Raw genomic sequence first — 23,563 nt, 5'->3', positions numbered from 1 at the left:
CACCCCTGGTGACTGCCTACCGTCGAGAAGGCAGGTCAAGGACGGAGGTCGGCGTGAGAAGCAGCGGCGACGGTACGGCTGGGGGTGCTCCCGGACATGGCCCGGGGGGAGCGGTCCGTACCCGCTTCACGGCAGCGCGGCCGATCACGCTCCGCAGCACATGGCGGCCGTGCCGAGCAGCGGAGGGGCGACGTCCATGGCGTCCGAGCAGATCGGCTACCGCGGTCCGACGGCCTGCGCGGCCGCGGGCATCACCTACCGCCAACTCGACTACTGGGCGCGCACCGCGCTGGTCGAGCCGAGCGTACGGCCCGCGCACGGGTCCGGAACGCAGCGTCTGTACAGCTTCCGGGACGTCGTCGTCCTGAAGATCGTCAAGCGGTTCCTGGACACCGGGGTGTCGCTGCAGAACATCCGCACCGCCGTCCTGCACCTGAGGGAACGCGGTTTCCGCGACCTGGAGCGCATGACTCTGATGAGCGACGGCGCCACGGTCTACGAGTGCACCTCGCCCGACGAGGTCCACGCGCTGCTCCAGGGCGGCCAGGGCATCTTCGGGATCGCCGTGGGCGTCGTGTGGCGGGACGTCGAGAGCGCGCTTTCCCAGCTGCACGGGGAGCGGATCGACACCGGTGAGACGCTCGTCGGGAACAATCCGGCCGACGAACTGGCGCGGCGGCGGAACCGGGCGGTCTGAGCCCCGTTCCACAGTGTTCACGGGCATTGTCAGTGGCGTAGGGCAGCATCGGACATGTGAGAACCGCGCCCACGATCCTGCATCTCGACATGGATGCCTTCTTCGCCTCGGCGGAGCAGGCGTCCAAGCCGAGCCTGCGCGGGAAGGCCGTCATCGTGGGCGGGCTCGGGCCTCGGGGCGTGGTGGCGACGTGTTCGTACGAGGCGCGCGTCTTCGGGGTTCACTCGGCCATGCCGATGGCGCAGGCCCGGCGGCTCGCGCCGAACGCCGCGTATCTCGTGCCGCGGTTCGGGTTCTACCGGTCGATCAGCGAGCAGGTGATGGGGCTGCTGCGGGATCTTTCGCCGCTGGTGGAGCCACTGAGCCTGGACGAGGCGTTCGTCGATCTGGAGGCGGGTGGGGCGGCGTGGGACGAGGCGTCCGCGCGGCTGGCCGGGGTGAAGCTGCGGGCCGACATACGGGCCGTCACCGGGCTCACCGGGTCGGTCGGACTCGCCGCCTCCAAGATGCTCGCGAAGATCGCCTCGGAGCAGGCCAAGCCCGACGGTCTGGTGGTGATCGAGCCGGGGAGCGAGCGGGCGCTGCTCGGGCCCATGCCGGTGCGGACGCTGCCGGGGGTCGGACCGGCGACGGGCGACCATCTGCGGCGGGCCGGGATCACCACGGTCGACGAGATCGCCGAGGCGGGCGAGGACGAGCTCGTACGACTGCTGGGCAACGCTCACGGACACGCGCTGTACGCCATGGCGCTGGCGCACGACGACCGGCCCGTGGTGGCCGAGCGGGAGACCAAGTCGGTGTCGGTCGAGGACACCTACGACGTGGACATCCACGACCGGGTGCGGGTCGGTCTGGAGGTGCAGCGGCTCGCCGGCCGGTGTGTGCGGCGACTGCGCGGAGCCGGGCTGTCCGGGCGGACCATCGTGCTGAAGGTGCGGCGGTACGACTTCTCCACGCTGACCCGGTCGGAGACCCTGCGCGGGCCCACGGACGATCCCGGGGTGGTGCGCGAGGCCGCGGCCCGGCTGCTGGAGTCCGTGGACACCACGGGCGGGGTGCGGCTGCTGGGGGTGGGCGTCAGCGGGCTCGCCGACTACACACAGGAGGACCTGTTCGCACAGGCGGCCGGGGAGCAGGCGGAGAGTGACGTGGAGGAGCCTGTGCCCGGCGAACCGGCCGAGGTGCAGCCGACGCCCGTGGAGCGGCGGTGGCCGGCGGGGCATGACGTACGGCACGGCGAGTACGGGCACGGATGGGTGCAGGGCAGTGGGCTCGGGCGGGTCACCGTGCGGTTCGAGACGCCCGACTCGGAGCCCGGGAGGGTCCGGACCTTCCGGGTCGACGATCCCGAGCTGGAGCCGGCGGATCCGCTGCCGCTCGTGCCGCGAAGACCCGACGCGCCAAAAGAGCCTGAGGTGCCGGAGGAGCCCGCGGTGCCGGAGGAGCCCGCGGTGCCGGAGGAGCCCGCGGTGCCTCCGGTTCAGGTGTCGTCCGTGCCGGCCAGCTTGCCGAAGTCGCGGTCCGGGAGCGAGGGCGGTGGGGCGACGTCGAGGCCGTAGTGGTGGTAGAGCTGGAGTTCCTGTTCCGGTGAGAGGTGGCGGCCGACGCCGAAGTCGGGGGCGTCCTTGATCAGGGCGCGGTCGAAGGGCACGTGCAGGGCCCCCTCCACCAGCTCGCTGGGCTCCAGGGGGACGAAGGCGTCCCTGCTGAACAGGCCGGTGCGTATCGCGGCCCACTCCGGCACTCCGGTGGCGTCGTCGAGGTAGACCTCGTCGATGGTGCCGATCTTGGTGCCACTGCGGTCGAACGCCTTGCGGCCGATCAGGTTGCGCGGATCGATGTCGGTCTGCACGGGCCCTCCAATTGGTTGCAACTCATCCGTAAGCACCACAAAAGAGCAGATTCACCAAGGTGGCCACTCGAAGGTTGCGGCGTTGACCTCGCTGGTACTCTGGCAGCGGCTGCTGACCCCGTGCGGGAGAGTCCTCCGGACACCACCGGAGGCGCCGAAGGAGCAAATCCTCCCCGGAATCTCTCAGGCTCACGTACCGCACGGACGAGGTCACTCTGGAAAGCAGGGCGGGTGTCGACGGCTTCCGCTCTCACCGACGGTGAAAGCCGGGTGCCCTTGTGCGTCCGGTGAAGCTCTCAGGTTGAGATGACAGAGGGGGAGGCCGTCCGGGCACCCGCGCCGTGGTGTCCCTCGAAGGTCGTGTCAGACCAGGAGGCCTCCGCAATGACCGCCCACCGCATTCCGCTCTCCGAGCTCGAACAGGGAATCCCCTTCGAGCAGCGCCACATCGGGCCCGACCAGGAGGCGCGGGCCAAGATGCTCGCGCAGGTCGGCTACGGCTCCCTCGACGAGCTGACCACCGCCGCGGTGCCGGATGTGATCAAGAACGCCGACGACCTGGAGCTGCCGGGTGCGCGCACCGAGGCCGAGGTGCTGGCCGAGCTGCGCACGCTGGCCGACCGCAATCAGGTGCTCGGCTCCATGATCGGGCTCGGGTACTACGGGACCTTCACGCCGCCCGTCATCCTGCGGAACGTCATGGAGAACCCGGCCTGGTACACGGCCTACACGCCGTACCAGCCGGAGATCTCCCAGGGGCGGCTCGAGGCGCTGCTGAACTTCCAGACCATGGTCGCCGACCTCACCGGGCTGCCGACCTCCGGTGCCTCACTGCTCGACGAAGGCACGGCCGCCGCCGAAGCGATGGCGCTGTCCCGGCGGATGGGCAAGAACAAGAAGGGCCTGTTCCTGGTCGACGCGGACGCGCTGCCGCAGACCATCGCCGTGATCGAGACGCGGGCCGAGCCGACCGGCGTCGAGGTCGTCGTCGCCGACCTCTGCGAGGGCATCCCGGCCGAACTCGCCGAGCGTGAGATCAACGGCGTGCTGATCCAGTACCCGGGCGCCTCCGGTGCCGTACGCGACATCAAGCCGGTCATCGACCGGGCGCACGAGCTGGGCGCGCTCGTCACCGTCGCCGCCGATCTGCTCGCGCTGACGCTGCTGAAGTCGCCGGGTGAGCTGGGTGCCGACATCGCCGTCGGTACGACGCAGCGGTTCGGTGTGCCGATGGGCTTCGGCGGGCCGCACGCCGGCTACATGGCCGTACACGAGAAGTTCGCGCGCAGCCTGCCCGGACGGCTGGTGGGCGTGTCTGTCGACGCGGACGGGCACAAGGCGTACCGGCTCGCTCTGCAGACGCGTGAGCAGCACATCCGTCGCGAGAAGGCGACCAGCAACATCTGCACCGCCCAGGTGCTGCTCGCCGTGATGGCCGGAATGTACGCCGTCTACCACGGGCCCGAGGGGCTGAAGGGCATCGCCGGCCGGACGCACCGGTATGCGTCGATCCTCGCCGAGGGGCTGCGGAGCGGTGGTGCCGAGGTCGTCCACGGCGCCTACTTCGACACTGTCACCGTCCGGGTTCCGGGGCAGGCGGCCGAGGTCGTCGCCGCCGCGCGTGAGAACGGCGTCAACCTGCGGCTGGTGGACGCCGACCTCGTGTCGATCGCCTGCGACGAGACCACGAATCGGGCCCAAGTGGGCGCCGTATGGACCGCGTTCGGGGTCGAGGCCGACATCAAGGCGCTGGACTCCGCCGCTGAGGACTCGCTGCCGGACGCGCTGCTGCGCGCCGACGAGTACCTGACCCACCCCGTCTTCCACCAGCACCGTTCCGAGACCGCGATGCTGCGCTATCTGCGCCGGCTCGCCGACCGGGACTACGCGCTGGACCGCGGCATGATCCCGCTGGGCTCCTGCACCATGAAGCTCAACGCCACCACCGAGATGGAGCCGGTCACCTGGCCCGAGTTCGGGCAGCTGCATCCCTTCGCGCCCGCCGAGCAGGCGCAGGGCTACGTCACGCTCATCCGTGAGCTGGAGGAGCGGCTCGCCGAGGTCACCGGGTACGACAAGGTGTCGCTGCAGCCCAACGCCGGTTCGCAGGGCGAGTTCGCCGGGCTGCTCGCCGTACGCGGGTATCACCGGGCCAACGGGGACGAGCAGCGGACCGTGTGCCTCATTCCGTCCTCGGCGCACGGGACCAACGCCGCCAGTGCCGTCATGGCGGGGATGAAGGTCGTCGTCGTGAAGACCGCCGAGGACGGCGAGATCGACGTGGCGGATCTGCGGGCGAAGATCGAGCAGTACCGCGACGAGCTGTCGGTGCTGATGATCACGTACCCGTCGACGCACGGTGTGTTCGAGGAGCACGTCGCCGACATCTGCGCGCAGGTGCATGAGGCGGGTGGCCAGGTGTACGTCGACGGCGCCAACCTCAACGCCCTTGTGGGGCTTGCCAAGCCGGGGCACTTCGGCGGTGACGTCTCGCATCTGAATCTGCACAAGACCTTCTGCATTCCGCACGGTGGTGGCGGTCCGGGCGTCGGGCCCGTCGGTGTGCGTGCGCACTTGGCGCCGTATCTGCCGAACCACCCGCTGCAGCCTGCCGCCGGCCCGGAGACGGGTGTCGGACCGATCTCGGCCGCGCCCTGGGGCTCCGCCGGGATCCTGCCGATCTCGTGGGCGTACGTCCGGCTCATGGGCGGCGAGGGGCTCAAGCGGGCCACGCAGGTGGCGGTGCTCAGCGCCAACTACATCGCCAAGCGGCTCGAGCCGCATTACCCGGTGCTCTACACCGGTCCCGGCGGGCTGGTCGCGCACGAGTGCATCATCGATCTGCGGCCGCTGACCAAGGCGACCGGGGTGAGCGTCGACGATGTCGCCAAGCGGCTGATCGACTACGGGTTCCACGCGCCGACGATGTCGTTCCCGGTGGCCGGGACGCTGATGATCGAGCCGACCGAGTCCGAGGATCTGATCGAACTCGATCGGTTCTGCGAGGCGATGATCGCCATACGGGCGGAGATCGAGAAGGTCGGTTCGGGCGAGTGGCCCGCGGACGACAACCCGCTGCGGAACGCGCCGCACACCGCGGCCGCGCTCGGCGGGGAGTGGACGCACGCGTACACACGCGAGGAGGCCGTCTTCCCGGAGGGCGTCTCGGTGTCCGGGAAGTACTGGCCGCCGGTGCGGCGGATCGACCAGGCCTTCGGTGACCGGAACCTGGTGTGCTCCTGCCCGCCGTTGGACGAGTACGAGGACTGAGCTGTACGTCATCGGGGGCTCCGCCGTCATGGCGGAGCCCCCGATGCGTCATGTGGTCGCCAGTGAGACCTCGGTCGACTTGATCAACGCGACCACCGGCGTGCCGGGCGACAGGACCAGGTCCGTGGCGGCCTCCTTGGTGATCGCGGCGGTCAGTTCGCCGCCCTCGACGCCGATCTTCACGGAAGCCATCGCGTTGCCGGTGGTGATGTCGGTGACCATGCCGGGGAGCTGGTTGCGGATGGACAGGCCCTCGACCGGGGCGGTGGCCAGGGACACCTCCGTCGACTTCACGAGGGCACGGACGGCGGAGCCCGGGGTGAGGCCGAGGTCGGTCACGGCTTCCAGGGTGATCGCCGCGGTGAGGCTCTGGCCGCCGGTGAGGCGGACGCCGACGGTTGCCATCACCTCGCCGGGCGTGACAGTGACGACGGTGCCGGGGAGCTGGTTGCGGATGCTCAGGGTCATGGGCATCAACCTAGGGCTCCGGGCGGCTCATGCCGGGTATGCGTGGGTCTGCGTCGCCTTGACCGTTGCCCACACCGGGGCGCCCGGGTGCAGATCGAGTTCGGCGGCGGCGACCGTGGTGAGGTCGGCGGCGAGCGGGAGTTCGCCGGTGAGGTCCGTGCGGATCTGGTCGCCGTGGGTTTCCAGGCCGGCCACTTCGCAGCGCCACAGGTTGCGGGCGCTGGAGCCGGTGGGGCGGTCGCGGTGGAGGGTGACCGCGCTGGGAGGGAAGGCGACGAAGACCGGTCCGGCGAGGTCTTCAGTGGTGGTGATGTCAGGGCCGCCATCGAGGTGGACCGTGTGGCCCGCTGCTTGTCCCTTGTAGAGGTTCAGGCCTACCAGTTGGGCGATGTAGTCCGTACGGGGATGGCGGGCGATGTCGGACGGGGTGCCCTCCTGGACGATTCCGCCGTGCTCGATGACGACCAGTCGGTCGGCCAGCACCATGGCGTCCAGGGGGTCATGGGTGACCAGGACGGCGACTGCCTCGAAGTCGGCCAGGTGGCGGCGGAGTTGGGCACGGACTTCGAGGCGGGTACGGGCGTCCAGGGCGGCGAGTGGCTCGTCGAGGAGGAGTAGGCGAGGGCGGGTGGCGAGGGCGCGGGCGAGGGCTACGCGTTGGGCCTGGCCGCCGGAGAGGTTGCGGGGCTTGGCGGTGGTGTGCGCGGTGAGGCCCATGCGGTCCAGCCACTCGGCCGCCTGGGCGCGGGCCCCGGTCTTGGTGGCGCCCTGGCAGCGGGGGCCGAAGGCGACGTTGTCCAGGGCGGTGAGGTGGGGGAAGAGGAGGTAGTCCTGGAAGACGACGCCGACCGGGCGGGATTCCGGGGGTGTGTGGTGCAACTCGGTGCCGTCCAGGTGGAGGTGGCCGGCGGTGAGGGGGGTGAGGCCGGCGAGGGCGCGGAGGGCGGTGGTCTTGCCTGCGCCGTTGGGGCCGAGTAGGGCGATTACCTCGCCGGGGGCGGCGGTGAGGGTGATGTCCAGGTGGAAGGGGCCACGGGTGACGACCAGGTGGGCGTCCAGGCCGTCTGTGTTCGTGCGGCTGGTGAGCTGGTCGGGGGGTGTGGGGTCGAGGTCGGTCATGGGGTGCACGTCCGAGGGGTGGGCGCGGGGCGGGAGGTTACGTGGTGGGCCGGTGCTGGTGCTGGTGGGTGGGTTTCGCTAGCCCGCGCCGGCGGGGTGCCGCTGCGCCCACCCGTGCCGCCTGGGGGTCCCCAGGCCCTTGAGGCGCTGGGGGAGGCACGACTGCCCGCAGCCAAGCGCTCTGCGGCGAGTGCAGCGATAGGCCGTCGATCGTCCGCGGGCTCCGTTGTGGCTGGTCGCGCAGTTCCCCGCGCCCCTTCGGGCGCTGCCGAACCGCAGCCGGTTTCGCCAGGGCCGCCAAGGGCGGGGATGGGGGCGCGATTGTCCGCCGTTGCGGGGCCGGATTCGCAGGTGTTGCTCATGATGGTGTCATCCATCGGTCCCGAAGCCCTGCCAGGACTGCGATGGAGACGGTCAGGAGGACCAGGCTCAGGGCGATGGCTGCTGCTGGGTCGTTCTGGAGGGCCAGGTAGACGGCCAGCGGCATTGTCTGGGTGCGGCCGGGGAAGTTGCCGGCGAAAGTGATCGTTGCGCCGAACTCGCCGAGGGCGCGTGCCCAGGCCAGGACCGAGCCCGCTGCGATGCCCGGGGCGATGAGGGGCAGGGTGACCCTGCGGAATGCCGTGAAGCGGGAGGCGCCGAGTGTTGTGGCTGCTTCCTCGTAGCGGGGGTCGGCCGCCCGTAGCGTGCCCTCCACGCTGATGACGAGGAACGGCATCGCCACGAACGTCTCCGCCAGGACCACGCCGGTGGTGGTGAAGGGGAGCGTGATGCCGAACCACTCGTCCAGCCATTGGCCGACGACGCCGTTGCGGCCGAGCGCCAGCAGCAGGGCCACGCCGCCCACCACCGGGGGCAGGACGAGCGGCAGGGTGACCAGGGCGCGGACCAGGCCCCGGCCGGGGAAGTCCGTGCGGGCCAGCAGCCACGCCAGTGGGACGCCGATGACCAGGCTCAGTGCCGTCGCCGCTGTGGCGCACACCAGCGACAGGCGCAGCGCCTCCCACACCTCGGCGCTGGTCAGCTGCTCGGGCAGGGTGCGCCAGGGCGCCCGTACGAGCAGGGCGACGAGGGGGAGCAGCAGGAACGCCAGGCCGAGGAGGGCCGGGATCAGCAGGGGAAGCGGCACCAGGCGGGGGCGGGTGCGGATGCGCGTACGGGCGCGCTCGCTCTCGATCGTCTCGGCCGGCCCTCTCACGGCTTGAGGAATCCCGCCTCGGTCAGGACCTGCTGGCCCGCGGCCGACTTCACCAGCTCCATGAACGCCTTGGCCGCCTCGGGGTTCGGGGCGTCCTTGAGGAGGGTGATCGGATAGTCGTTGATGGCCTCGGCCGACTCGGGGAAGTCCACGCCCTCCACCTTGCCACCCGCCGACTTCACGTCGGTCTTGTAGACCACGGCGGCGTCCGCCTCCTTCAGCTCGACCTTCGTCAGGGCGCTCTTCACGTCCTGCTCGTAGGAGACCGGGGTGAGCTTCAGGTCGCCGGCCTGCAGGGCCTTCTCCGCGGCGGCGCCGCACGGCACCGTCTTGTCGCACAGGACCACCTTCAGGCCGGACTTGGTGAGGTCCTTGAGGGAGGCGATCTTGTCGGGGTTGCCCGGCAGTGTGGCGATCTCCAGCTCGTTGCGGACGAAGGTGGACGGGGTGCCGTCCGCGGCCTTCGCGTCCGTCACGATCGCCATCGTCCTGGCGCTGGCCGCGGCGAAGACGTCGGCCGGGGCGCCGCCCGTGATGCTCGCGGCGAGGCTGTCACTGCCGCCGAAGCTGAAGGTGACCTTCGTGCCCGGGTGCTCCTTCTCGAACTCCTTGCCCAGGGCCGTGAAGCTCTCCTTGAGGGAGGCGGCGGCGAAGACGGTGACGGTGCCGGACAGCTTCGGCGACCCCGATGACGAGGGGTCGGAATCCGCTGCGGAGTCGGACGAAGAGGAGCAAGCCGTCAGGGCCAGCAGCAGTGCGGCCCCTGCGCCGGCCGCCTGCAGGGTCCGGCGGGTCCGGCGCGCGGAACGGGATATCACAGGTCCACTCCCTCTGTCTCCCGGGGAGGGTTCCCAAGGGTCCCCGGGCTCTTCCGATGCGTCGATCATACTGTCGCATCTGCGAGGCGTAAGTCTCCTGTTGCATCGCAAGAGCAGGGGAGAGCGGGCGTAGATGTTCCTATGTGCGGAGATCCGGTTGTGCTCAGGCGCGGTCGATGTGCACGTTCGTCGACTTCACGCGGGCCGTGGCCTCCATGCCGACCTCCAGGCCCAGTTCCTCGACGGCCTCGCGGGTGAGCAGGGAGACGAGACGGTGCGGGCCGGCCTGGATCTCGACCTGGGCGGCGACGTCGCCGAGTTTGATCGCGGTGACGATGCCGGGGAAGGCGTTACGGGCCGAGGTGTACGGGGCCTCCTCGTCGCCGGTTCCCGTCTTCGCGAGTTCGACCGAGAACGCGGCCAGGTCTCGTCCGTCGATGAGCCGTCGCCCGCTGTCGTCGCGATGGGTCGCCATCCGGCCCGCGTCCGCCCAACGGCGTGCGGTGTCCGGGCTCACGCCGAGCAGCCGAGCCGCCTGGCCGATCGTGTAGGACTGCATGCCGGTCACGATAGGGCGGGGAGCGGGTGGTGGTGGACGTGGGGGTTGGCCGTAGTCCGAGCTGAGGGCCTCTCCATCAGGGGAACGAGGCCCTTTCGGCCTGGGGCGATGGGACGCTCGACCCCTCAGGAAATCCCCGAAGCCCTGAGTACCGCCTGCGCGGTCTCGTCGTCGATGCGGTGCCGGAGCCGGCGCAGGACGTCCGAGTCCTTGGAGTTCCGGCACAGCGTGCCGCATTCGAGGGAGCGCCGGACGCCGGTGTCGAGTTCGTGCCAGAGGAGGGGGTTGGCGATCAGGACGCGGGGGTCGAGTTCCAGGCGGTGACCATGGGCGTCGCGCAGGATCAGGTGCGAGGAGACGTCGCCGTACTGGCGTACCGCGACCAGCGCGTCCGTATGGACCGTGTGGCTTGTCAACGGGCCGCGGGTGGTGAGCCAGCCGGGGCCCGCTGTGATGCGCTGGGGGAGGAGGACCGCGAAGACCGTGGCCGCGAGGGTGAGCCACAGCAGGGTGCGGGGCGGGTTGAGAGTGTGCGCGTCCCAGTCGACCATCAGGGCCATCGCGCCGAAGGCGAGAGCACACGCCGCCGCGAACCGGACGCTGCCGCGCCAGTGGCGGTCGTCGGCCGGGCTCGGCGGTCCGCTCGGTCGCATGGGGCCGACGGTACGTCCTCGGTCGTACGGCGGCGGTGTCGTTGACGGGGTTCTGGCGCCGTACGCCCGCATTTTGACGCGATTCCAGCGCACGGCAGCGCGATCGCCGGATACGGGATTCCCTCCCGGTGTCCGCGTCGCGAACCGGCCTCCCCGCTCAGCCCGTGTGCACGCGCGGCCGGCGGGCGCGGTCCGGTTCTGCCCCGCGCAGGACCTCGCGGGTGACCGGGGCGACCTCGCCCTGGCCGAAGAGGAAGAAGCGCAGGAAGTTGGCGAAGGGGTTGCCCTCGGTCCATTCGAAGTAGATGTGCGGGATGCAGCCGGTGGTGTCGCGGACGTGGAGGAGCAGCGCGGCCAGGGCGTTGGAGACGGACGAGGACTCCAGGGACAGGACGCGATAGCGGTTGTGCATGACCTCGCCGCGCACTGTCAGGCCGGACTCGAACTCGGACGGGTCGGTGACCGTCACCTCGACGAAGACGAAGTCCTCCTGCTCGGGGACGTCGTTGTCCTGCCGGATCTGCTCGATCTTGTCCCGGTACTCGGCGATGTCGCGAGCGTCGGGCTCGTTGGCGATGAGCCGGATCTTGCGGCTGGCGATGTCCCGGACGAATCGTTCCGCCATGTCGTCCATCGTCACGCTGGTGACGCGGAGCTCGAAGGCGCGGGCCAGCCGGGAGGCCAGGGACAGGATGATGATGCCCGCGATGAAGCAGGCACCGATCTTCACGCCGTCCGGGCGCTCGAAGACGTTGACGATCGTCGTGTAGAGGAACACCGCCGAAATCACGGCGAAGGCGATGGTCCAGTTTCGCTGTCCGGCCTTCCGCGCCGCGATCGTCACGGCGATCGCGGCGGAGCTGATCAGCACCAGCACACCGGTGGCGTAGGCGCCGCCCTGCGCGTCGACGTCGGCGTCGAAGATCCAGGTCACCAGGAAGGCGATCAGGGTGAAGACGATGACCATCGGGCGCACCGCGCGGGCCCAGTGCGGGGCCATGCCGTAGCGCGGCAGATAGCGGGGCATCAGGTTGAGCAGGCCGGCCATGGCGGAGGCGCCGGCGAACCAGAGGATGGCGATCGTCGAGACGTCGTAGACAGTGCCGAAGGCGCCGCCGAGGTAGTCGTGCGCCAGGAACGCGAGGGCGCGGCCGTTGGCCTGGCCGCCGTCCTCGAACTCCTTCTCGGGGATCAGCAGCGTGGTGATGAAGCTGGTGCAGATCAGGAAGCAGCTCATGATCAGGGCGGCCGCGGTGAGCAGCTTCTTGGTGCCCCGGATCCGGCCCTTCGGGTTCTCCTCGGTGTCCCCCGCATCGCCCTTGACGTGTGGCATCACGGCGACGCCGGTCTCGAAGCCGGACAGGCCGAGGGCGAGCTTCGGGAAGACGATCAGGGCCATGCCGATCATGACGAAGACGTTGCCGTGCTCGGCGGTCAGGGCGCTCGACCAGTCGGTGACGACGTGTCCTTCGGTGATGACGTGCCACAGGCCGACGATCACGACGACGACGTTCAGCGCCAGATAGAGCGCGACCAGGGCGACGGCGACGCCGATCGCCTCCAGGAAGCCCTTGAGGAACACCGCGCCGAGCAGGGCGACGAGCACGAGGGTGATCAGCATCTGCTGGTCGTGCAGGGCGCTGTGCAGATGAGGGTTCTCCACCAGGTGGGTGGAGGCGTCCGCGGCGGAGAGCGTGATGGTGATGAGGAAGTCGGTGGCGGCGAAGCCGAGCAGGGTCAGGACGAAGAGCTTGCCCTTCCAGAAGGTGAGCAGCCGTTCCAGCATCGCGATCGAGCCCTGCCCGTGCGGGCTCTCCTCGGCGACGCGTCGGTAGACCGGCAGCGCGCCCGCCAGGGTGACGATCACGAGGACGATGGTCGCGATGGGTGAGAGCAGGCCTGCCGCGAGGGCCGCGATGCCTGGCTGATAGCCGAGGGTCGAGAAGTAGTCGACGCCCGTCAGGCACATCACGCGGTACCAGGGCTGCCCCTCGGCCGCCTTCGGCTCGGCGTGCGGAGTGTGTTGGGCGCCGCCCTTGCCCATGTCGGACAAGCCCTCCAGCATCCAGGCCCGCAGTCGGCTGGGCGGCTGTTCCGTGGTGGCCATCTGCGTGCTCCTGATGTGCTGCTCAGCGTGCGATTCCGGCCATCACGCGGACGGCCGCACCAGCGTAAGCGGAGAGTGACGCCCGGGCCCACGGATGAGGGGGCCGGAGGCGTCAAGCTTGCGTCAAGACTGGCCGTGTCAGCGTGGGTGGCACATCAAGAAGTGGACTACAGGAGCCCTGTCGCTGCCCTGTCGCTGCCCTTGCGCTGTATGGGCGAAGCGGGGCTCGGTGGCGGCGGTACGGATACTCAGCGTCATGTCCGGGAAGGGCGGGCGAGCGAAGCGCGCCGCTTCTCGCCGCCCACGCCTTCGACATGTACGTCAACTCCCTTGCCGTGCTGTGAAGTTCAAGCGGCGCTCAAGTTCGAGGAGGGCGCCTGGCTGATTGTCATCGCCCTGCGCCTGCTTGTGGTGGCTTTCGAGACCGTGCACCGTCTGCACCGCGGTCCCGAGGACCGGGCTGCGCTGTATGCCTTGGAGCTGGCCTGGGATCCGGGGGTGCCGCTGGTCCGGCTGGACTGTGAGCGTCGCTCGCTGGGGCGCCGCACGCGTACGGCGGGAGACGGACGCCGTGATCTGCCGACTGCGGCTGTGCTGAGACCCGCGCCATACGCGCCGTAAGAGTTCCGTCAAAGCCGCGCAGTGCCCGTGAGGGACCCGTCAATGGCGGCGGTATCCACCACGATCGCGGTCTTCGCGCTGGTGGCGAGTACGGGACCCATATCTGCTCTCAGAACCTCTCCGGAAAGATCAGGGCGAGGAGGGGATCGGAGCCAACCCCGACACCGAGATGCGCTGGCCCGCGTACCTGCGCGGGGTGCTGGCCTTCTCCGTGATCGGCGTTCTCTTCCTGTACGCCCTCCAGCGGCTCCAGGGTGTCCTGCCCGGCTCGCTCGGGTTCGCCTCGATCGATCCGGACCAGGCGTTCAACACCGCCGGTCTGGCCGTGCAGAACTTCGTGTCGGCCGCGGTCGGTATCGCCGTAGCAGTGGCGCTCGTACGAGGGTTCGCGCGTTCCCGTACCGGTGAACTCGGCAACTTCCTGGGCCGACTTGGTGCGTGGTGTCGTACGCATCCTGCTGCCGCTGGCGGCCGTCGCCGCGGTCGTGCTGGTCGCGTGCGGTGTCATCCAGAACTTCTCCGGGATCCATGAAGTCGGTCAGTTCATGGGCGGCCAACAGCAGTGGAGGGGCGGCGCGGTCGCCTCGCAGAAGGCCATCAAGGAGATCGGCACCAACGGTGGCGGCTACTTCAACGCCAACAGTGCCCACGGCGACGGCCGTCTCCCCGCTTTCCTGACCGTCCCCGGACGACACCGTAATGTTCGTCGGCGAAGTCGAATGTTTCGTTGGGTATGGGGAGAGGCTGGCGCATGCGGGCGTACGAGACCCGGTGATCGGTGGCTTCCATGCTGGCCCCTTCGAGTCGGCGCCCGCCAACCCGCTCCTGCCCCACAGCGGCACCGGACTGCCGATCGTGGCCGCGCGTAGGCCCGGTGCGCGAGTCCCACGCGGCGCCGTCGTCCCGCCATCCCCTCGAACCGGCCAGCCACACCTTCGTCGGGCGACGCCGACAGCATCACGGCGGCCGGGTCGCGGCCCGCCTTGGGGGAGAGGTGAGCATGATCGCCCGAATCGGCCCGCTGCGGCAGCGAGTTGCGGTGCGCGCCCTGCTGTCGGGACCGGTCACGCTCGTCGTCGCGACCTGTGCCTCCGACCTCGTACCGCCTTCCGGCCGCCGACGGCGCTCGGCGTCCGCGCCGACGGCCCCGACACGGTCGCCTTCTTCCTCGAGGGCATGGACGGCACGCGCCCTGCGTCAGCAGCGCCGCACGCTCTGGCCCTGACCGCAGATTCGCTGTGTACAAGGGGTTGCCACGCTTTGGCCGCTGTCTCTAGGGTGCGGCAACAACGAAGCTTTCTGGAATTGTTCCGAAACTTTCGGTCCAGCGGGCGGGGCGTGGACGCGCCGTCCCCGTATCCAAGGAGCGCATGATGGGCGACCGGGCACTGTCCCGCCGCGGCTTCCTGGCGGCTTCCGCCGCGGCCGGTCTGGGCATGACGGCACTGAGCGGCTGCGGCGGCGACTCGGACGGAGGATCCTCGGGGACGACCACGGTCGAGTGGTGGAACATCTCCACCACTCAGCCGACCAAGGATGTCTGGGCCGGCCTCGCGAAGAAGTTCGAGGCCCAGAACCCCAAGGTCAAGATAAAGATCGTCCAGTTGGAGAACGACGCCTACAAATCGAAGATGACGGCGCTGACCGCCTCCGGAAAGCTGCCGGACATCTTCCACACCTGGGGCGGCGGCGTCCTGAAGCAGCAGGTCGACGCCGGGCTCGTCGAGGACCTCACGGACCGCACGAAGCCGTGGGCCGACGGTCTGCTGGCGGTCGCGAAGGAGCCGTATCTGCTCGACGACCGGCTGTACGGCGTCCCGTTCGACATCGGCATGATCGGTTTCTGGTACAACAAGGCGCTGTTCAAGCAGGCAGGCATCGCCACGCCGCCCACCACCTGGAGCGGCTTCCTCGACGCGGTCGGCAAGCTGAAGTCCGCCGGTATCACCCCCCTCGCCCTCGCGGGCAAGGAGACCTGGACCGGCATGTACTACTGGGCGTATCTGGCGATGCGCACCGCGGGCGCCGGCGCGCTGGAGAAGGCCAACGACGACAAGGACTTCAGCGGGGCCGACTTCGTCCAGGCCGGACAGCATCTCAAGGAACTCGTCGACCTCCAGCCGTTCCAGAAGGGGTTCCTCGGCGCCGCCTACTCCAGCCCCACCGGCCAGGCCGCAGCCGTCGGCAACGGCAAGGCGGCGATGGAACTCATGGGCCAGTGGGCGCCGGTGGTCCAGGCGGACGCGGGCAAGGGCCTCGGCGACGACCTCGGGTTCTTCCCGTTCCCGGAGGTCGAGGGCGGCAAGGGCGCCATCACCGAGGTGTTCGGCGGGGGCGGCGGACATGCCCTGCGGCAGGGCGCTCCGCAGGCGGCCGTCGACTTCCTGGAGTTCTTCGCCTCCGAGGCGACGGACCTGGAACTGGTCAAGAAGACCGGCGCCATTCCGGTGGTGCCCGGCGCCGAGAGCGCCCTCACCGACCCCAACCTCAAGGCCGTACAAGCTCAGTTGAAGGGCTCCACCGGCTTCCAGCTCTACCTGGACCAGGCGTACGCGCCCGCGCTCGGTCAGGAGGTCAACGACAGTGTGGGCGCGCTGATCGCCGGTTCCAAGTCGCCCGAGCAGGTCACCGAGTCGATCACACAGACCGCGAAGGAAGAGCAGTAGGCCCCGATGACCTCCACGTTCCTTCCGGACAAGCGGACCGGCCCCGACGCCGGCACTCCGCCCCCGGCAGTCAGGGCAGGCCGGGGGCGGGCCCGGCGGCGGGCGCTGAACTGGCTCACCGCGGTCGGCTTCCAACTGCCCGCGCTGGTGCTGTTCCTGGTGCTCGTCCTGCTGCCGATCCTGTTCGCCCTGTACGCCGCCTTCTTCCGCTGGGGCGGCTTCGGCATGCCCTCCGACTACATCGGCGTCGACAACTTCACCCGGCTCTTCGACGACCCGGTTTTCCTGGGCGACCTGTGGCGCTGCCTCGTTCTGGTCCTGCTGTCGCTCGCCCTGCAACTGCCGTTCGCGCTCGCCATGGCCGTCCTGCTCAACCAGCGGATCCGCGGCCGGGCCGTGTACCGGATGCTGTTCTTCGCGCCGTACGTACTGTCCGAGGCCATCACCGGCATCCTGTTCGCCATGATCTTCGCCCCGGACGACGGTCTCGCCGACCATGTCCTGGGCAGCGTGGGCCTGGACGGGCTCGGCGGGACCTGGTTCGCCGATCCCTCCACCGTCATGGCGACCCTGTTCCTCGTCATGACCTGGAAGTACTTCGGCTTCCACATGATGCTCTATCTGGCCGGACTCCAGTCCATCCCGGCCGAGTTGACGGAGGCGGCGCTCATCGACGGCGCGAGCCCTTGGCAGCGCTTCCGCAATGTCACCCTTCCGCTGCTCGCGCCCACCCTGCGCATCAGCGTCTTCCTGTCCGTCATCGGCGCCATCCAGCTCTTCGACCTGGTGTGGGTGACCACCGCGGGCGGCCCCGACCATCACTCCGAGACCATGGCCGTGACCATGTTCCAGTACGGCTTCAAGCGCTATCAGGTCGGCTATGCCAGCGCGATCAGCGTGGTCATGTTCGGCATCAGTCTCGTCTTCGCCCTCGCCTACCAGCGGTTCGTGCTCCGCCGCGACCTCGAAGGGGCGACCACGACCATGCGGGGAGGCCAGAAGTGAAGGCACGGGCGCGGAAACTCCCGGTCCATGTCATCCTCGTCCTCGTCGGCGCGATCATGGGCGTACCGCTGCTCTACGCGGTCATCTCCGGCTTCAAGTCCACCGACGAGCTCTCCCGGAACCCGACCGGGCTGCCCGAGTCGTGGGTGACCTCCAACTACACCGACATCCTCGGCTCGGGTTCCTTCTGGCGGCTGGTCGGCAGCAGCACGTTCATCGCCATCGGTACGACCGTTCTCGTCGTCGCGGTGTCCGCGCTCGCCGCCTTCTCCTTCGCGCGGTTCGCCTTCCGTGGCCGGGAGTTCCTCTTCACTCTGTTCACGATGGGGCTGATGTTCCCCTTCGCGGTGGCGGCGCTGCCGCTGTTCCTGCTGCTGCGCTACCTGGGCCTGCTGGACAACCCGCTGGGCGTGATCCTGCCGCAGGCCGCGTTCGGGCTGCCGATGACCATCATCATCCTGCGCGGCTTCTTCCGGGAGATCCCCGGAGAGCTGGAGGAGGCGGCCACGCTCGACGGGTGCACCCCGCTCGGGTTCTTCTGGCGGGTCCTGCTGCCGATGGCGCGGCCCGCGCTCGGCACCGTCTCCGTGCTCGCCGTCGTCACCAGCTGGAACAACTTCTTCCTTCCGCTGCTGGTGTTCACCGACTCCACGTGGTGGACCATCCCGATCGGCGTCCAGCAGTTCCAGGGCCAGTACTCCGCCGAGTACGCCAGGGTCTTCGCCTACCTCGTCCTGGCCATGGTCCCCGCACTCGCCTTCTACTCCGTCGCCGAGCGTCAGCTCGTCGGCGGCCTCACCGCCGGCGCCACCAAGGGATGACCCGCGCCGGCGGACGTACACCACATCGACCGTGAGGAGTCGCACCATGCGCACCACCCGCACACGGCTCAGACTCACCGGCGCCCTCGTCGCCCTGCTCCTGGCCGCCGGCGTTCCGGCGGCCCAGGCGGGGGAGGACCGGCCGACCCCCGACCAGCCGACCCTCGCCGAACTCGCCCAGCGCCACGGCCGCTACTTCGGCAGCGCCACCGACAACCCCGAGCTCACCGACGAGCCGTACAAGGCGATCCTGGGCACCGAGTTCGACATGATCACCCCCGGCAACGGCATGAAGTGGTACGCCACCGAGCCCCAGCAGGGCGTCTTCGACTTCTCCCAGGGCGACGAGATCGTGAACCTCGCCCGCGCCAACCACCAGCGCGTACGCGGCCACACCCTGGTCTGGCACAGCCAGCTCCCCGACTGGCTCACCTCGCGCGACTGGACGGCCGACGAGCTGAGGGCCGTACTGAAGAAGCACATCCAGACGGAAGTACGCCACTACAGGGGCAAGGTCTACGCCTGGGACGTCGTCAACGAGGCCTTCAACGAGGACGGCACCTACCGGGCGACGATCTTCTACAAGACCCTCGGCCCGGGCTACATCGCCGACGCCCTGCGCTGGGCCCACCAGGCCGACCCGAAGACCAAGCTCTACCTCAACGACTACAACGTCGAGGGGATCGGCCCGAAGAGCGACGCCTACTACCGGCTGGTCAAGGAGCTGAAGGCGCAGGGCGTCCCGATCCACGGCTTCGGCCTGCAGGCCCACCTCGCCCTCCAGTACGGCTATCCGAGCACCCTGGAGGACAACCTGCGCCGCTTCTCCCGCCTGGGACTCGACACCGCGCTCACCGAGGTCGACGTGCGGATGTATGTGCCGTCGGACGACGCCAAGCTCGCCACACAGGCGGAGTGGTACCGGGGCATGACCGAGGCGTGCCTCGCCGTGCGGCGGTGCGTGGGGATCACACTGTGGGACTACACCGACAAATACTCCTGGATCCCGGCGTTCTTCGAGGGTGAGGGCGCGGCGCTGCCCTGGGACGAGGAACTGCGGCCGAAGCCCGCGTACTTCGCGATCCGGGAGGCGCTCAGCTAGCGGGGGCCGTGCTCGACCGCACCACCAGATCCGTGCCCAGCTCCACCCGCGGCGAGTCCGGCTGCTCGCCGCGGGCCAGGCGCAGCACCGTACGGACGGCGAGCTTGCCCATGTCGGCGAGCGGCTGGCGGACGGTGGTGAGCGGTGGGGCCGACCAGCGGACTTCTGGAAGGTCGTCGAAACCGACCAGGCTCATGTCCTCCGGCACCCTGAGGCCCCGCCGCCGCAACGCCTCGATCGCGCCGAGCGCCATCTGGTCGCTGGCCGCGAAGACGGCGGTGGGCGGATCGGGCAGGTCCAGGAGGGCGTTGCAGCCGGCGAATCCGGACTCGGGGTGGAAGTCGCCGGGCACGACGAGGGCGTCGTCGAGTGTGAGACCTGCGCTTTCCAGGGCCGTACGGTAGCCGTCCAGCCGGGCCCGGGAGCACAGCAGCCGGGGCGGCCCGGCGATCAGGCCGATCCTGCGGTGGCCGAGGGCCAGCAGGTGCTCGGTGGCCGCCATGCCGCCGGACCAGTTGGCGGCGCCGATGGTGGGCGCGTCCAGGGCGGGCGAGCCGGCCGGGTCGACGACCACGAGCGGGACACCGAGGATGCGCAGTTCCTCGTACAGCACCGGCTCCAGGGCCGAGGTGACGAGGATGACGCCGTCGGAGGCGCGGGCCCGCAGGTTGCGCATCCACTCGCGGGCGTCGCCCGAGCGTCCGTGGATCGCCGACACCACAGTGCCGACGCCGGCCGTGTGGGCCGCCTCCTCCACACCCCGGATGATCTCCACGGCCCAGGGGCTGTCGAGGCTGTTGAAGACCAGGTCGAGCAGGGCGGCACGGGTGGCGGAGGTCGCGGGGCGCCTGCGGTATCCGTGCCGGCGCAGCAGGTCCTCCACGCGGGCGCGGGTCTGGGGCGACACGTCCGAGCGGCCGTTGACGACCCGGGACACGGTCGGCACCGAGACCCCGGCCTGCCGGGCGATCTCCGTGATGGTGACCCTGCCCCCGTCCTCCGGCGCCTGCTCGGCATCGGCCTCGCGTGCTGCCAATTCCCCACCTCCGTCGACCGGTTGCGCATCCGCCACCGCCGTACCGGACACACGCCTCGAAACTTCCAGGAGTCTTCCGGAAAGCGGGTGGTGTTGGGAAGGGAATGGGGTGAGGCGGACCGGATCACGGGACCGGATCACACACGGGGGACTACGGGGAGTGACCGATGCTCGACATGCGTCGGGGCCGGTTCGCAGGATGGGTCTGCGTCCGGCCCCTCATATCTCCGGGCGGGATGTCCGTCCGCCCGGTGCCGCTCAGGCCGCGGTCATCACCTGTGCACGGTGCGGGGCGATGATCTGGCCGTCGGGCAGAAGCTCACCGGTGTCCTCGAACAGCAGAACGCCGTTGCACAGCAGGCTCCATCCCTGCTCCGGGTGGTGCGCCACGAGTCGGGCGGACTCCCGGTCGGCTGATTCGGCTGTCGGACAGGGTGGCTGGTGCTGGCACATGGGTGGGATCTTTCGCTCTGTCGTGTGGAGTGAGTGGGTTGTCGGGTCTGTCCTGTGGCGTGAAGCCTCGTTCATGGCCGCCCCCGTTTGTATAAGTCGGTCGAACCCAGTGTTGCCCCACGGGCGTCAATCCGCAGGGATTTAGCGGCACCGCTTCTCACAGGTTCAGGACGCATCACCCGCGCGGAGGGTTCATTCCAACTGCACTGCCACTTCGGGTGGTTCGGGATGGTCGGATGGGGCTAGTCAGGACGGGGAGACGGACCCTTTTCGGCTCGTTCGAGCGCGGTAATGCTCGTGCGAGCGTGATAAGGCTTGATGGGGGTTCCAAGCGCGTACAAGTATTCCTGTAGCGCGTACGAGCGTACGGGTACCGGAAACAGCGTCGTACCCCGCTACCCGGAATTCCGGCGGCGGGGTACGAGGGTGTTTCGCGGGACGGGTCGGTCAGGCGGGCTGGCCGAGCAGCGGGGCGGGTGTCACTCGGTGGGTGAGCATCGGAAGGAGCTCGGCGACCTGGTGCGGCCGGTGTGCCGCGATGCCGGGCGGGGCCGGCGCCAGCGGGACGAGCAGGTCGGTCGCGGCGGGGTGGCCGGTGGTGCCGTCCGAGGAGCAGTCGCCGTGCAGCCACAGCGTGAGCATGTACAGGCCGGGCAGCGACAGCAGGCGCGGCTGGTAGGCCCCGGTCACCGACTCGGCCTGGCGCAGCGCGCGCTCGGTGGAGGCGACGTACGGGCCCTCGAAGAAGTGCGAGAAGGCCCAGCCGTCAGGGGTCAGCATGGTCTCGGCCGCGGCCACCGCACGGTCGCCGCAGCGGATCAGGAAGCGCCACCCGGCCAGCCGTGTCGCGGACACGCCCTCGGAGGTGATGCGGTCGAGTACGTGCACGGGCAGTGGGAGTTCGGGAGTGGCGGTGCCCTGCGCGGTGCGCAGGGCGGGAGTCCGGGCCTCGCGGACCGCGGTGGGGGAACCGAGGGCGGTGAGGACGGAGCGAAGGGCGGGCGCTGGAGCCGGGGGGACATGCAGCGGCATGGTGGGTCGCCTCTCATTCGACAGGCACAGTGGCGCGAGGGCGTGGCGGGGGCGGACGGCGCTGTCAGCTCGCGGGGTCAGAGAGGCGGGGGCCGGGGTCTGGGGATGCGTGGGTGTGAGTGAAGCCTGCCGCACGTCACCTGACGGCAGGAACCCGGACCGGGGCGCCAACCCTCTGCCTTGTTCGCGGAGTTTATACGACACGTGTTCAGATTGTGTTTCGTCTAGCTGTTTCCGGGGACTTCGGCAAGGGTCCATTCGGTCGGCGACAAGCGGGAATCATCCCGGTTCCGAACCCGTCGCCCGGCGATGACCTCGGGAAATGTGGATGAAGCGGTCGGCCAATACTCGTCGGTGTTTTTCACGAGTTGGCAAGGTGCCGGAAACTGCACTATGTGCCATGCCCGGTGAATGTGCCGCCGGTCACGTCCGCCAGGGTAGCGCGCGCCCGCTCCGCCCGCGACGTTATCGATCGCTTCGGCTGGGCATCATCCCACCTGACCCGGGACACCGGCGGCCGGACCTGATCGGCCTGCCCATTCGAGGAGGGACGCTTCGATGGGGGAGAAGGTCGTGGCAGGCGGGTTCGACCTGTCCGATCGGCAGCGGCACCGCGGCAAGCTCCGGGAGTGCCTGACGGGACTGGAGCGGCTTCTGGCGGAGCAGCGGTTCGATCGCCCGAAGAACCTCATGGGGCTGGAGATCGAATTGAATCTCACCGGTGCCGACGGCATGCCGAAAATGCTGAATGCGCAAGTACTGGAGAGGATCGCAAGCCGAGATTTCCAAACAGAACTCGCCATGTTCAACCTGGAAGTCAACATAGCCCCACATCGCTTGACCGGGCGGGTATTCGACCGGCTCGCCGAGGAACTGCGCACCTCACTGGCATATGCCGACCGGAAAGCGCGCGAGGTCGATGCGGGCATCGTGATGATCGGTATTCTGCCGACACTCGACCGCGACGACCTGGTCTCCACGAACCTCTCCGACGTCGACCGCTACACCCTCCTCAACGACCAGATCGTGGCCGCCCGCGGCGAGGACTTCGTGCTCGACATAGCGGGCGTGGAGCATCTGCGCTGCACCTCCAGGTCCATCGCGCCGGAAGCCGCCTGCACTTCGGTCCAACTGCACCTCCAGGTCACGCCGGGCCGCTTCGCCGCCGTGTGGAACGCCGCGCAGGCCGTCGCCGCCGCACAGATCGCCGTGGGCGCCAACTCGCCCTTCCTGTTCGGCCGCGAGCTGTGGTGCGAGTCCCGGCCGCCGCTGTTCCAGCAGTCCACCGACACCCGCCCGCCCGAGCTCCAGGCCCAGGGCGTCCGGCCGCGCACCTGGTTCGGCGAACGGTGGATCTCCTCGGCGTACGACCTCTTCGAGGAGAACCTGCGCTTCTTCCCGGCCCTGCTGCCGATCTGCAACGACGAGGACCCCCTCGCCGTCCTCGACGCGGGCGGCACCCCGAAACTCGCCGAACTCGTCCTGCACAACGGCACCGTGTACCGCTGGAACCGGCCCGTCTACGGCATCGCCGACGACATCCCGCACCTGCGCGTCGAGAACCGCGTCCTGCCCGCCGGGCCGACCGTCACGGACGTCCTCGCCAACGCCGCCTTCTTCTACGGCGTCGTCCGCGCCCTCGCCGAGGAGTCCCGGCCGGTCTGGTCCCGGCTGCCGTTCGAGGCGGCCGCCGCCAACTTCGACACCGCGTGCCGGCACGGCATCGACGCCCGCCTGATCTGGCCCCGGCGCGGGCGCTACGGCGGTACCACCGAGGTCGACGCGGTGAGCCTCGTACGCGACGAACTGCTGCCGCTCGCCGAAGCCGGGCTGGACGCGTGGGGCGTCGATCCGGCCGACCGGGACCTGTATCTCGGCGTGATCGAGGAGCGCTGCCGGCGCCGGGTCAACGGGGCGGCATGGCAGTCGGCGACCTTCCACCGGGCCCTGGAGACGGGGCTGTCCCGGGAGGCCGCGCTGGCGGCCACCACCAAGCGTTACCGCGAACTGATGCACCACGGGGAGCCGGTGCACACCTGGCCGGTGGGGCTGCCCGAGGCGGTCCCGATGGGGTAGGAGCCGACGG

Annotated in this window: 19 protein-coding genes, 3 pseudogenes and 1 riboswitch; of the genes and pseudogenes, 11 read left to right on the top strand and 11 right to left on the bottom strand. The window is 69.7% G+C overall.

Annotation, left to right across the window (positions count from 1 at the left end; translation table 11 throughout):
* Positions 1-53 precede the first annotated feature (53 nt).
* Both QQY66_RS07060 and QQY66_RS07055 read left to right on the top strand, forming a co-directional pair.
* Positions 54-697 (top strand): annotated as a pseudogene (locus QQY66_RS07060) (MerR family transcriptional regulator).
* Positions 698-753: 56 nt separating this feature from the next.
* Complete coding sequence (locus tag QQY66_RS07055; protein WP_301978215.1) at positions 754-2,256, top strand: DNA polymerase IV; 1,503 nt, start codon at positions 754-756, stop codon at positions 2,254-2,256.
* Here QQY66_RS07055 and QQY66_RS07050 read toward each other — a convergent pair.
* Positions 2,178-2,549, bottom strand: coding sequence for a PRC-barrel domain-containing protein (locus QQY66_RS07050; RefSeq protein WP_301978214.1), 372 nt, complete (start codon positions 2,547-2,549; stop codon positions 2,178-2,180). The two genes, QQY66_RS07055 and QQY66_RS07050, sit on opposite strands and share 79 nt — an antisense overlap.
* A gap of 113 nt (positions 2,550-2,662) precedes the next feature.
* Positions 2,663-2,758, top strand: a riboswitch (glycine riboswitch).
* Between the two features lie 175 nt (positions 2,759-2,933).
* On the opposite strand from QQY66_RS07050, the gene gcvP reads away from it, so the two are divergent.
* Entirely contained in the window at positions 2,934-5,819 is a 2,886-nt protein-coding gene (gcvP, locus tag QQY66_RS07045; RefSeq protein ID WP_301978213.1) for an aminomethyl-transferring glycine dehydrogenase, read from the top strand.
* A 48-nt stretch (positions 5,820-5,867) separates the two neighbouring features.
* On the opposite strand, the gene QQY66_RS07040 is transcribed toward gcvP, so the two are convergent.
* From QQY66_RS07040 to QQY66_RS07010, 7 genes are all read right to left on the bottom strand, one after another.
* Positions 5,868-6,287 (bottom strand): molybdopterin-binding protein, encoded by a 420-nt coding sequence (locus QQY66_RS07040; protein WP_301978212.1) that lies wholly within the window; start codon positions 6,285-6,287, stop codon positions 5,868-5,870.
* 27 nt (positions 6,288-6,314) lie between these two features.
* On the bottom strand, positions 6,315-7,406 hold the full coding sequence (locus QQY66_RS07035; RefSeq protein WP_301987209.1) for an ABC transporter ATP-binding protein: 1,092 nt from the start codon (positions 7,404-7,406) through the stop codon (positions 6,315-6,317).
* Positions 7,407-7,764: 358 nt separating this feature from the next.
* A complete protein-coding gene (locus QQY66_RS07030) occupies positions 7,765-8,583 on the bottom strand; it encodes an ABC transporter permease (protein WP_301987208.1) in 819 nt (272 codons plus the stop codon).
* 17 nt (positions 8,584-8,600) lie between these two features.
* Positions 8,601-9,422 (bottom strand): molybdate ABC transporter substrate-binding protein, encoded by an 822-nt coding sequence (gene modA / locus QQY66_RS07025; RefSeq protein WP_301978211.1) that lies wholly within the window; start codon positions 9,420-9,422, stop codon positions 8,601-8,603.
* 163 nt (positions 9,423-9,585) lie between these two features.
* Positions 9,586-9,981 (bottom strand): molybdopterin-binding protein, encoded by a 396-nt coding sequence (locus QQY66_RS07020; RefSeq protein WP_301978210.1) that lies wholly within the window; start codon positions 9,979-9,981, stop codon positions 9,586-9,588.
* A gap of 125 nt (positions 9,982-10,106) precedes the next feature.
* On the bottom strand, positions 10,107-10,634 hold the full coding sequence (locus tag QQY66_RS07015) for a hypothetical protein (protein ID WP_301978209.1): 528 nt from the start codon (positions 10,632-10,634) through the stop codon (positions 10,107-10,109).
* A 157-nt stretch (positions 10,635-10,791) separates the two neighbouring features.
* Positions 10,792-12,741 (bottom strand): APC family permease, encoded by a 1,950-nt coding sequence (locus tag QQY66_RS07010; RefSeq protein ID WP_301978208.1) that lies wholly within the window; start codon positions 12,739-12,741, stop codon positions 10,792-10,794.
* A 354-nt stretch (positions 12,742-13,095) separates the two neighbouring features.
* Here QQY66_RS07010 and QQY66_RS07005 point away from each other — a divergent pair.
* The 7 genes and pseudogenes from QQY66_RS07005 to QQY66_RS06975 form a co-directional block, all read left to right on the top strand.
* Positions 13,096-13,284 (top strand): annotated as a pseudogene (locus QQY66_RS07005) (amino acid permease); the annotation flags it as partial.
* Between the two features lie 223 nt (positions 13,285-13,507).
* Positions 13,508-14,012: pseudogene (locus QQY66_RS07000) on the top strand (potassium-transporting ATPase subunit KdpA); the annotation flags it as partial.
* Positions 14,013-14,362: 350 nt separating this feature from the next.
* Positions 14,363-14,587 (top strand): hypothetical protein, encoded by a 225-nt coding sequence (locus tag QQY66_RS06995; RefSeq protein WP_301978207.1) that lies wholly within the window; start codon positions 14,363-14,365, stop codon positions 14,585-14,587.
* 148 nt (positions 14,588-14,735) lie between these two features.
* Complete coding sequence (locus tag QQY66_RS06990; protein ID WP_301987206.1) at positions 14,736-16,028, top strand: extracellular solute-binding protein; 1,293 nt, start codon at positions 14,736-14,738, stop codon at positions 16,026-16,028.
* Between the two features lie 6 nt (positions 16,029-16,034).
* Positions 16,035-17,033: a carbohydrate ABC transporter permease gene (locus QQY66_RS06985; RefSeq protein WP_301978206.1), complete on the top strand. Its 999-nt coding sequence runs from the start codon at positions 16,035-16,037 to the stop codon at positions 17,031-17,033.
* A 56-nt stretch (positions 17,034-17,089) separates the two neighbouring features.
* Positions 17,090-17,854, top strand: a complete 765-nt coding sequence (locus tag QQY66_RS06980) for a carbohydrate ABC transporter permease (protein WP_301987204.1) — start codon at positions 17,090-17,092, stop codon at positions 17,852-17,854.
* Between the two features lie 46 nt (positions 17,855-17,900).
* Positions 17,901-18,956 carry an endo-1,4-beta-xylanase gene (locus QQY66_RS06975; RefSeq protein ID WP_301978205.1) on the top strand — a complete coding sequence of 352 codons (1,056 nt, stop codon included), beginning with the start codon at positions 17,901-17,903 and terminating at the stop codon, positions 18,954-18,956.
* On the opposite strand, the gene QQY66_RS06970 is transcribed toward QQY66_RS06975, so the two are convergent.
* The 3 genes from QQY66_RS06970 to QQY66_RS06960 form a co-directional block, all read right to left on the bottom strand.
* Entirely contained in the window at positions 18,949-19,992 is a 1,044-nt protein-coding gene (locus QQY66_RS06970) for a LacI family DNA-binding transcriptional regulator (RefSeq protein WP_301978204.1), read from the bottom strand. The two genes, QQY66_RS06975 and QQY66_RS06970, sit on opposite strands and share 8 nt — an antisense overlap.
* A gap of 258 nt (positions 19,993-20,250) precedes the next feature.
* On the bottom strand, positions 20,251-20,445 hold the full coding sequence (locus QQY66_RS06965) for a DUF5999 family protein (protein ID WP_301978203.1): 195 nt from the start codon (positions 20,443-20,445) through the stop codon (positions 20,251-20,253).
* Between the two features lie 447 nt (positions 20,446-20,892).
* Positions 20,893-21,477, bottom strand: a complete 585-nt coding sequence (locus QQY66_RS06960; protein ID WP_301978202.1) for a hypothetical protein — start codon at positions 21,475-21,477, stop codon at positions 20,893-20,895.
* Between the two features lie 558 nt (positions 21,478-22,035).
* Between QQY66_RS06960 and QQY66_RS06955 the strand changes: the two genes are divergently transcribed.
* Positions 22,036-23,553, top strand: a complete 1,518-nt coding sequence (locus QQY66_RS06955; RefSeq protein ID WP_301978201.1) for a glutamate-cysteine ligase family protein — start codon at positions 22,036-22,038, stop codon at positions 23,551-23,553.
* Positions 23,554-23,563: the final 10 nt, after the last annotated feature.

Origin of the sequence: Streptomyces sp. DG2A-72, from assembly GCF_030499575.1 — a bacterium.
GTDB lineage: Bacteria > Actinomycetota > Actinomycetes > Streptomycetales > Streptomycetaceae > Streptomyces.
This window is presented reverse-complemented; position numbering and strand designations above follow the sequence as displayed.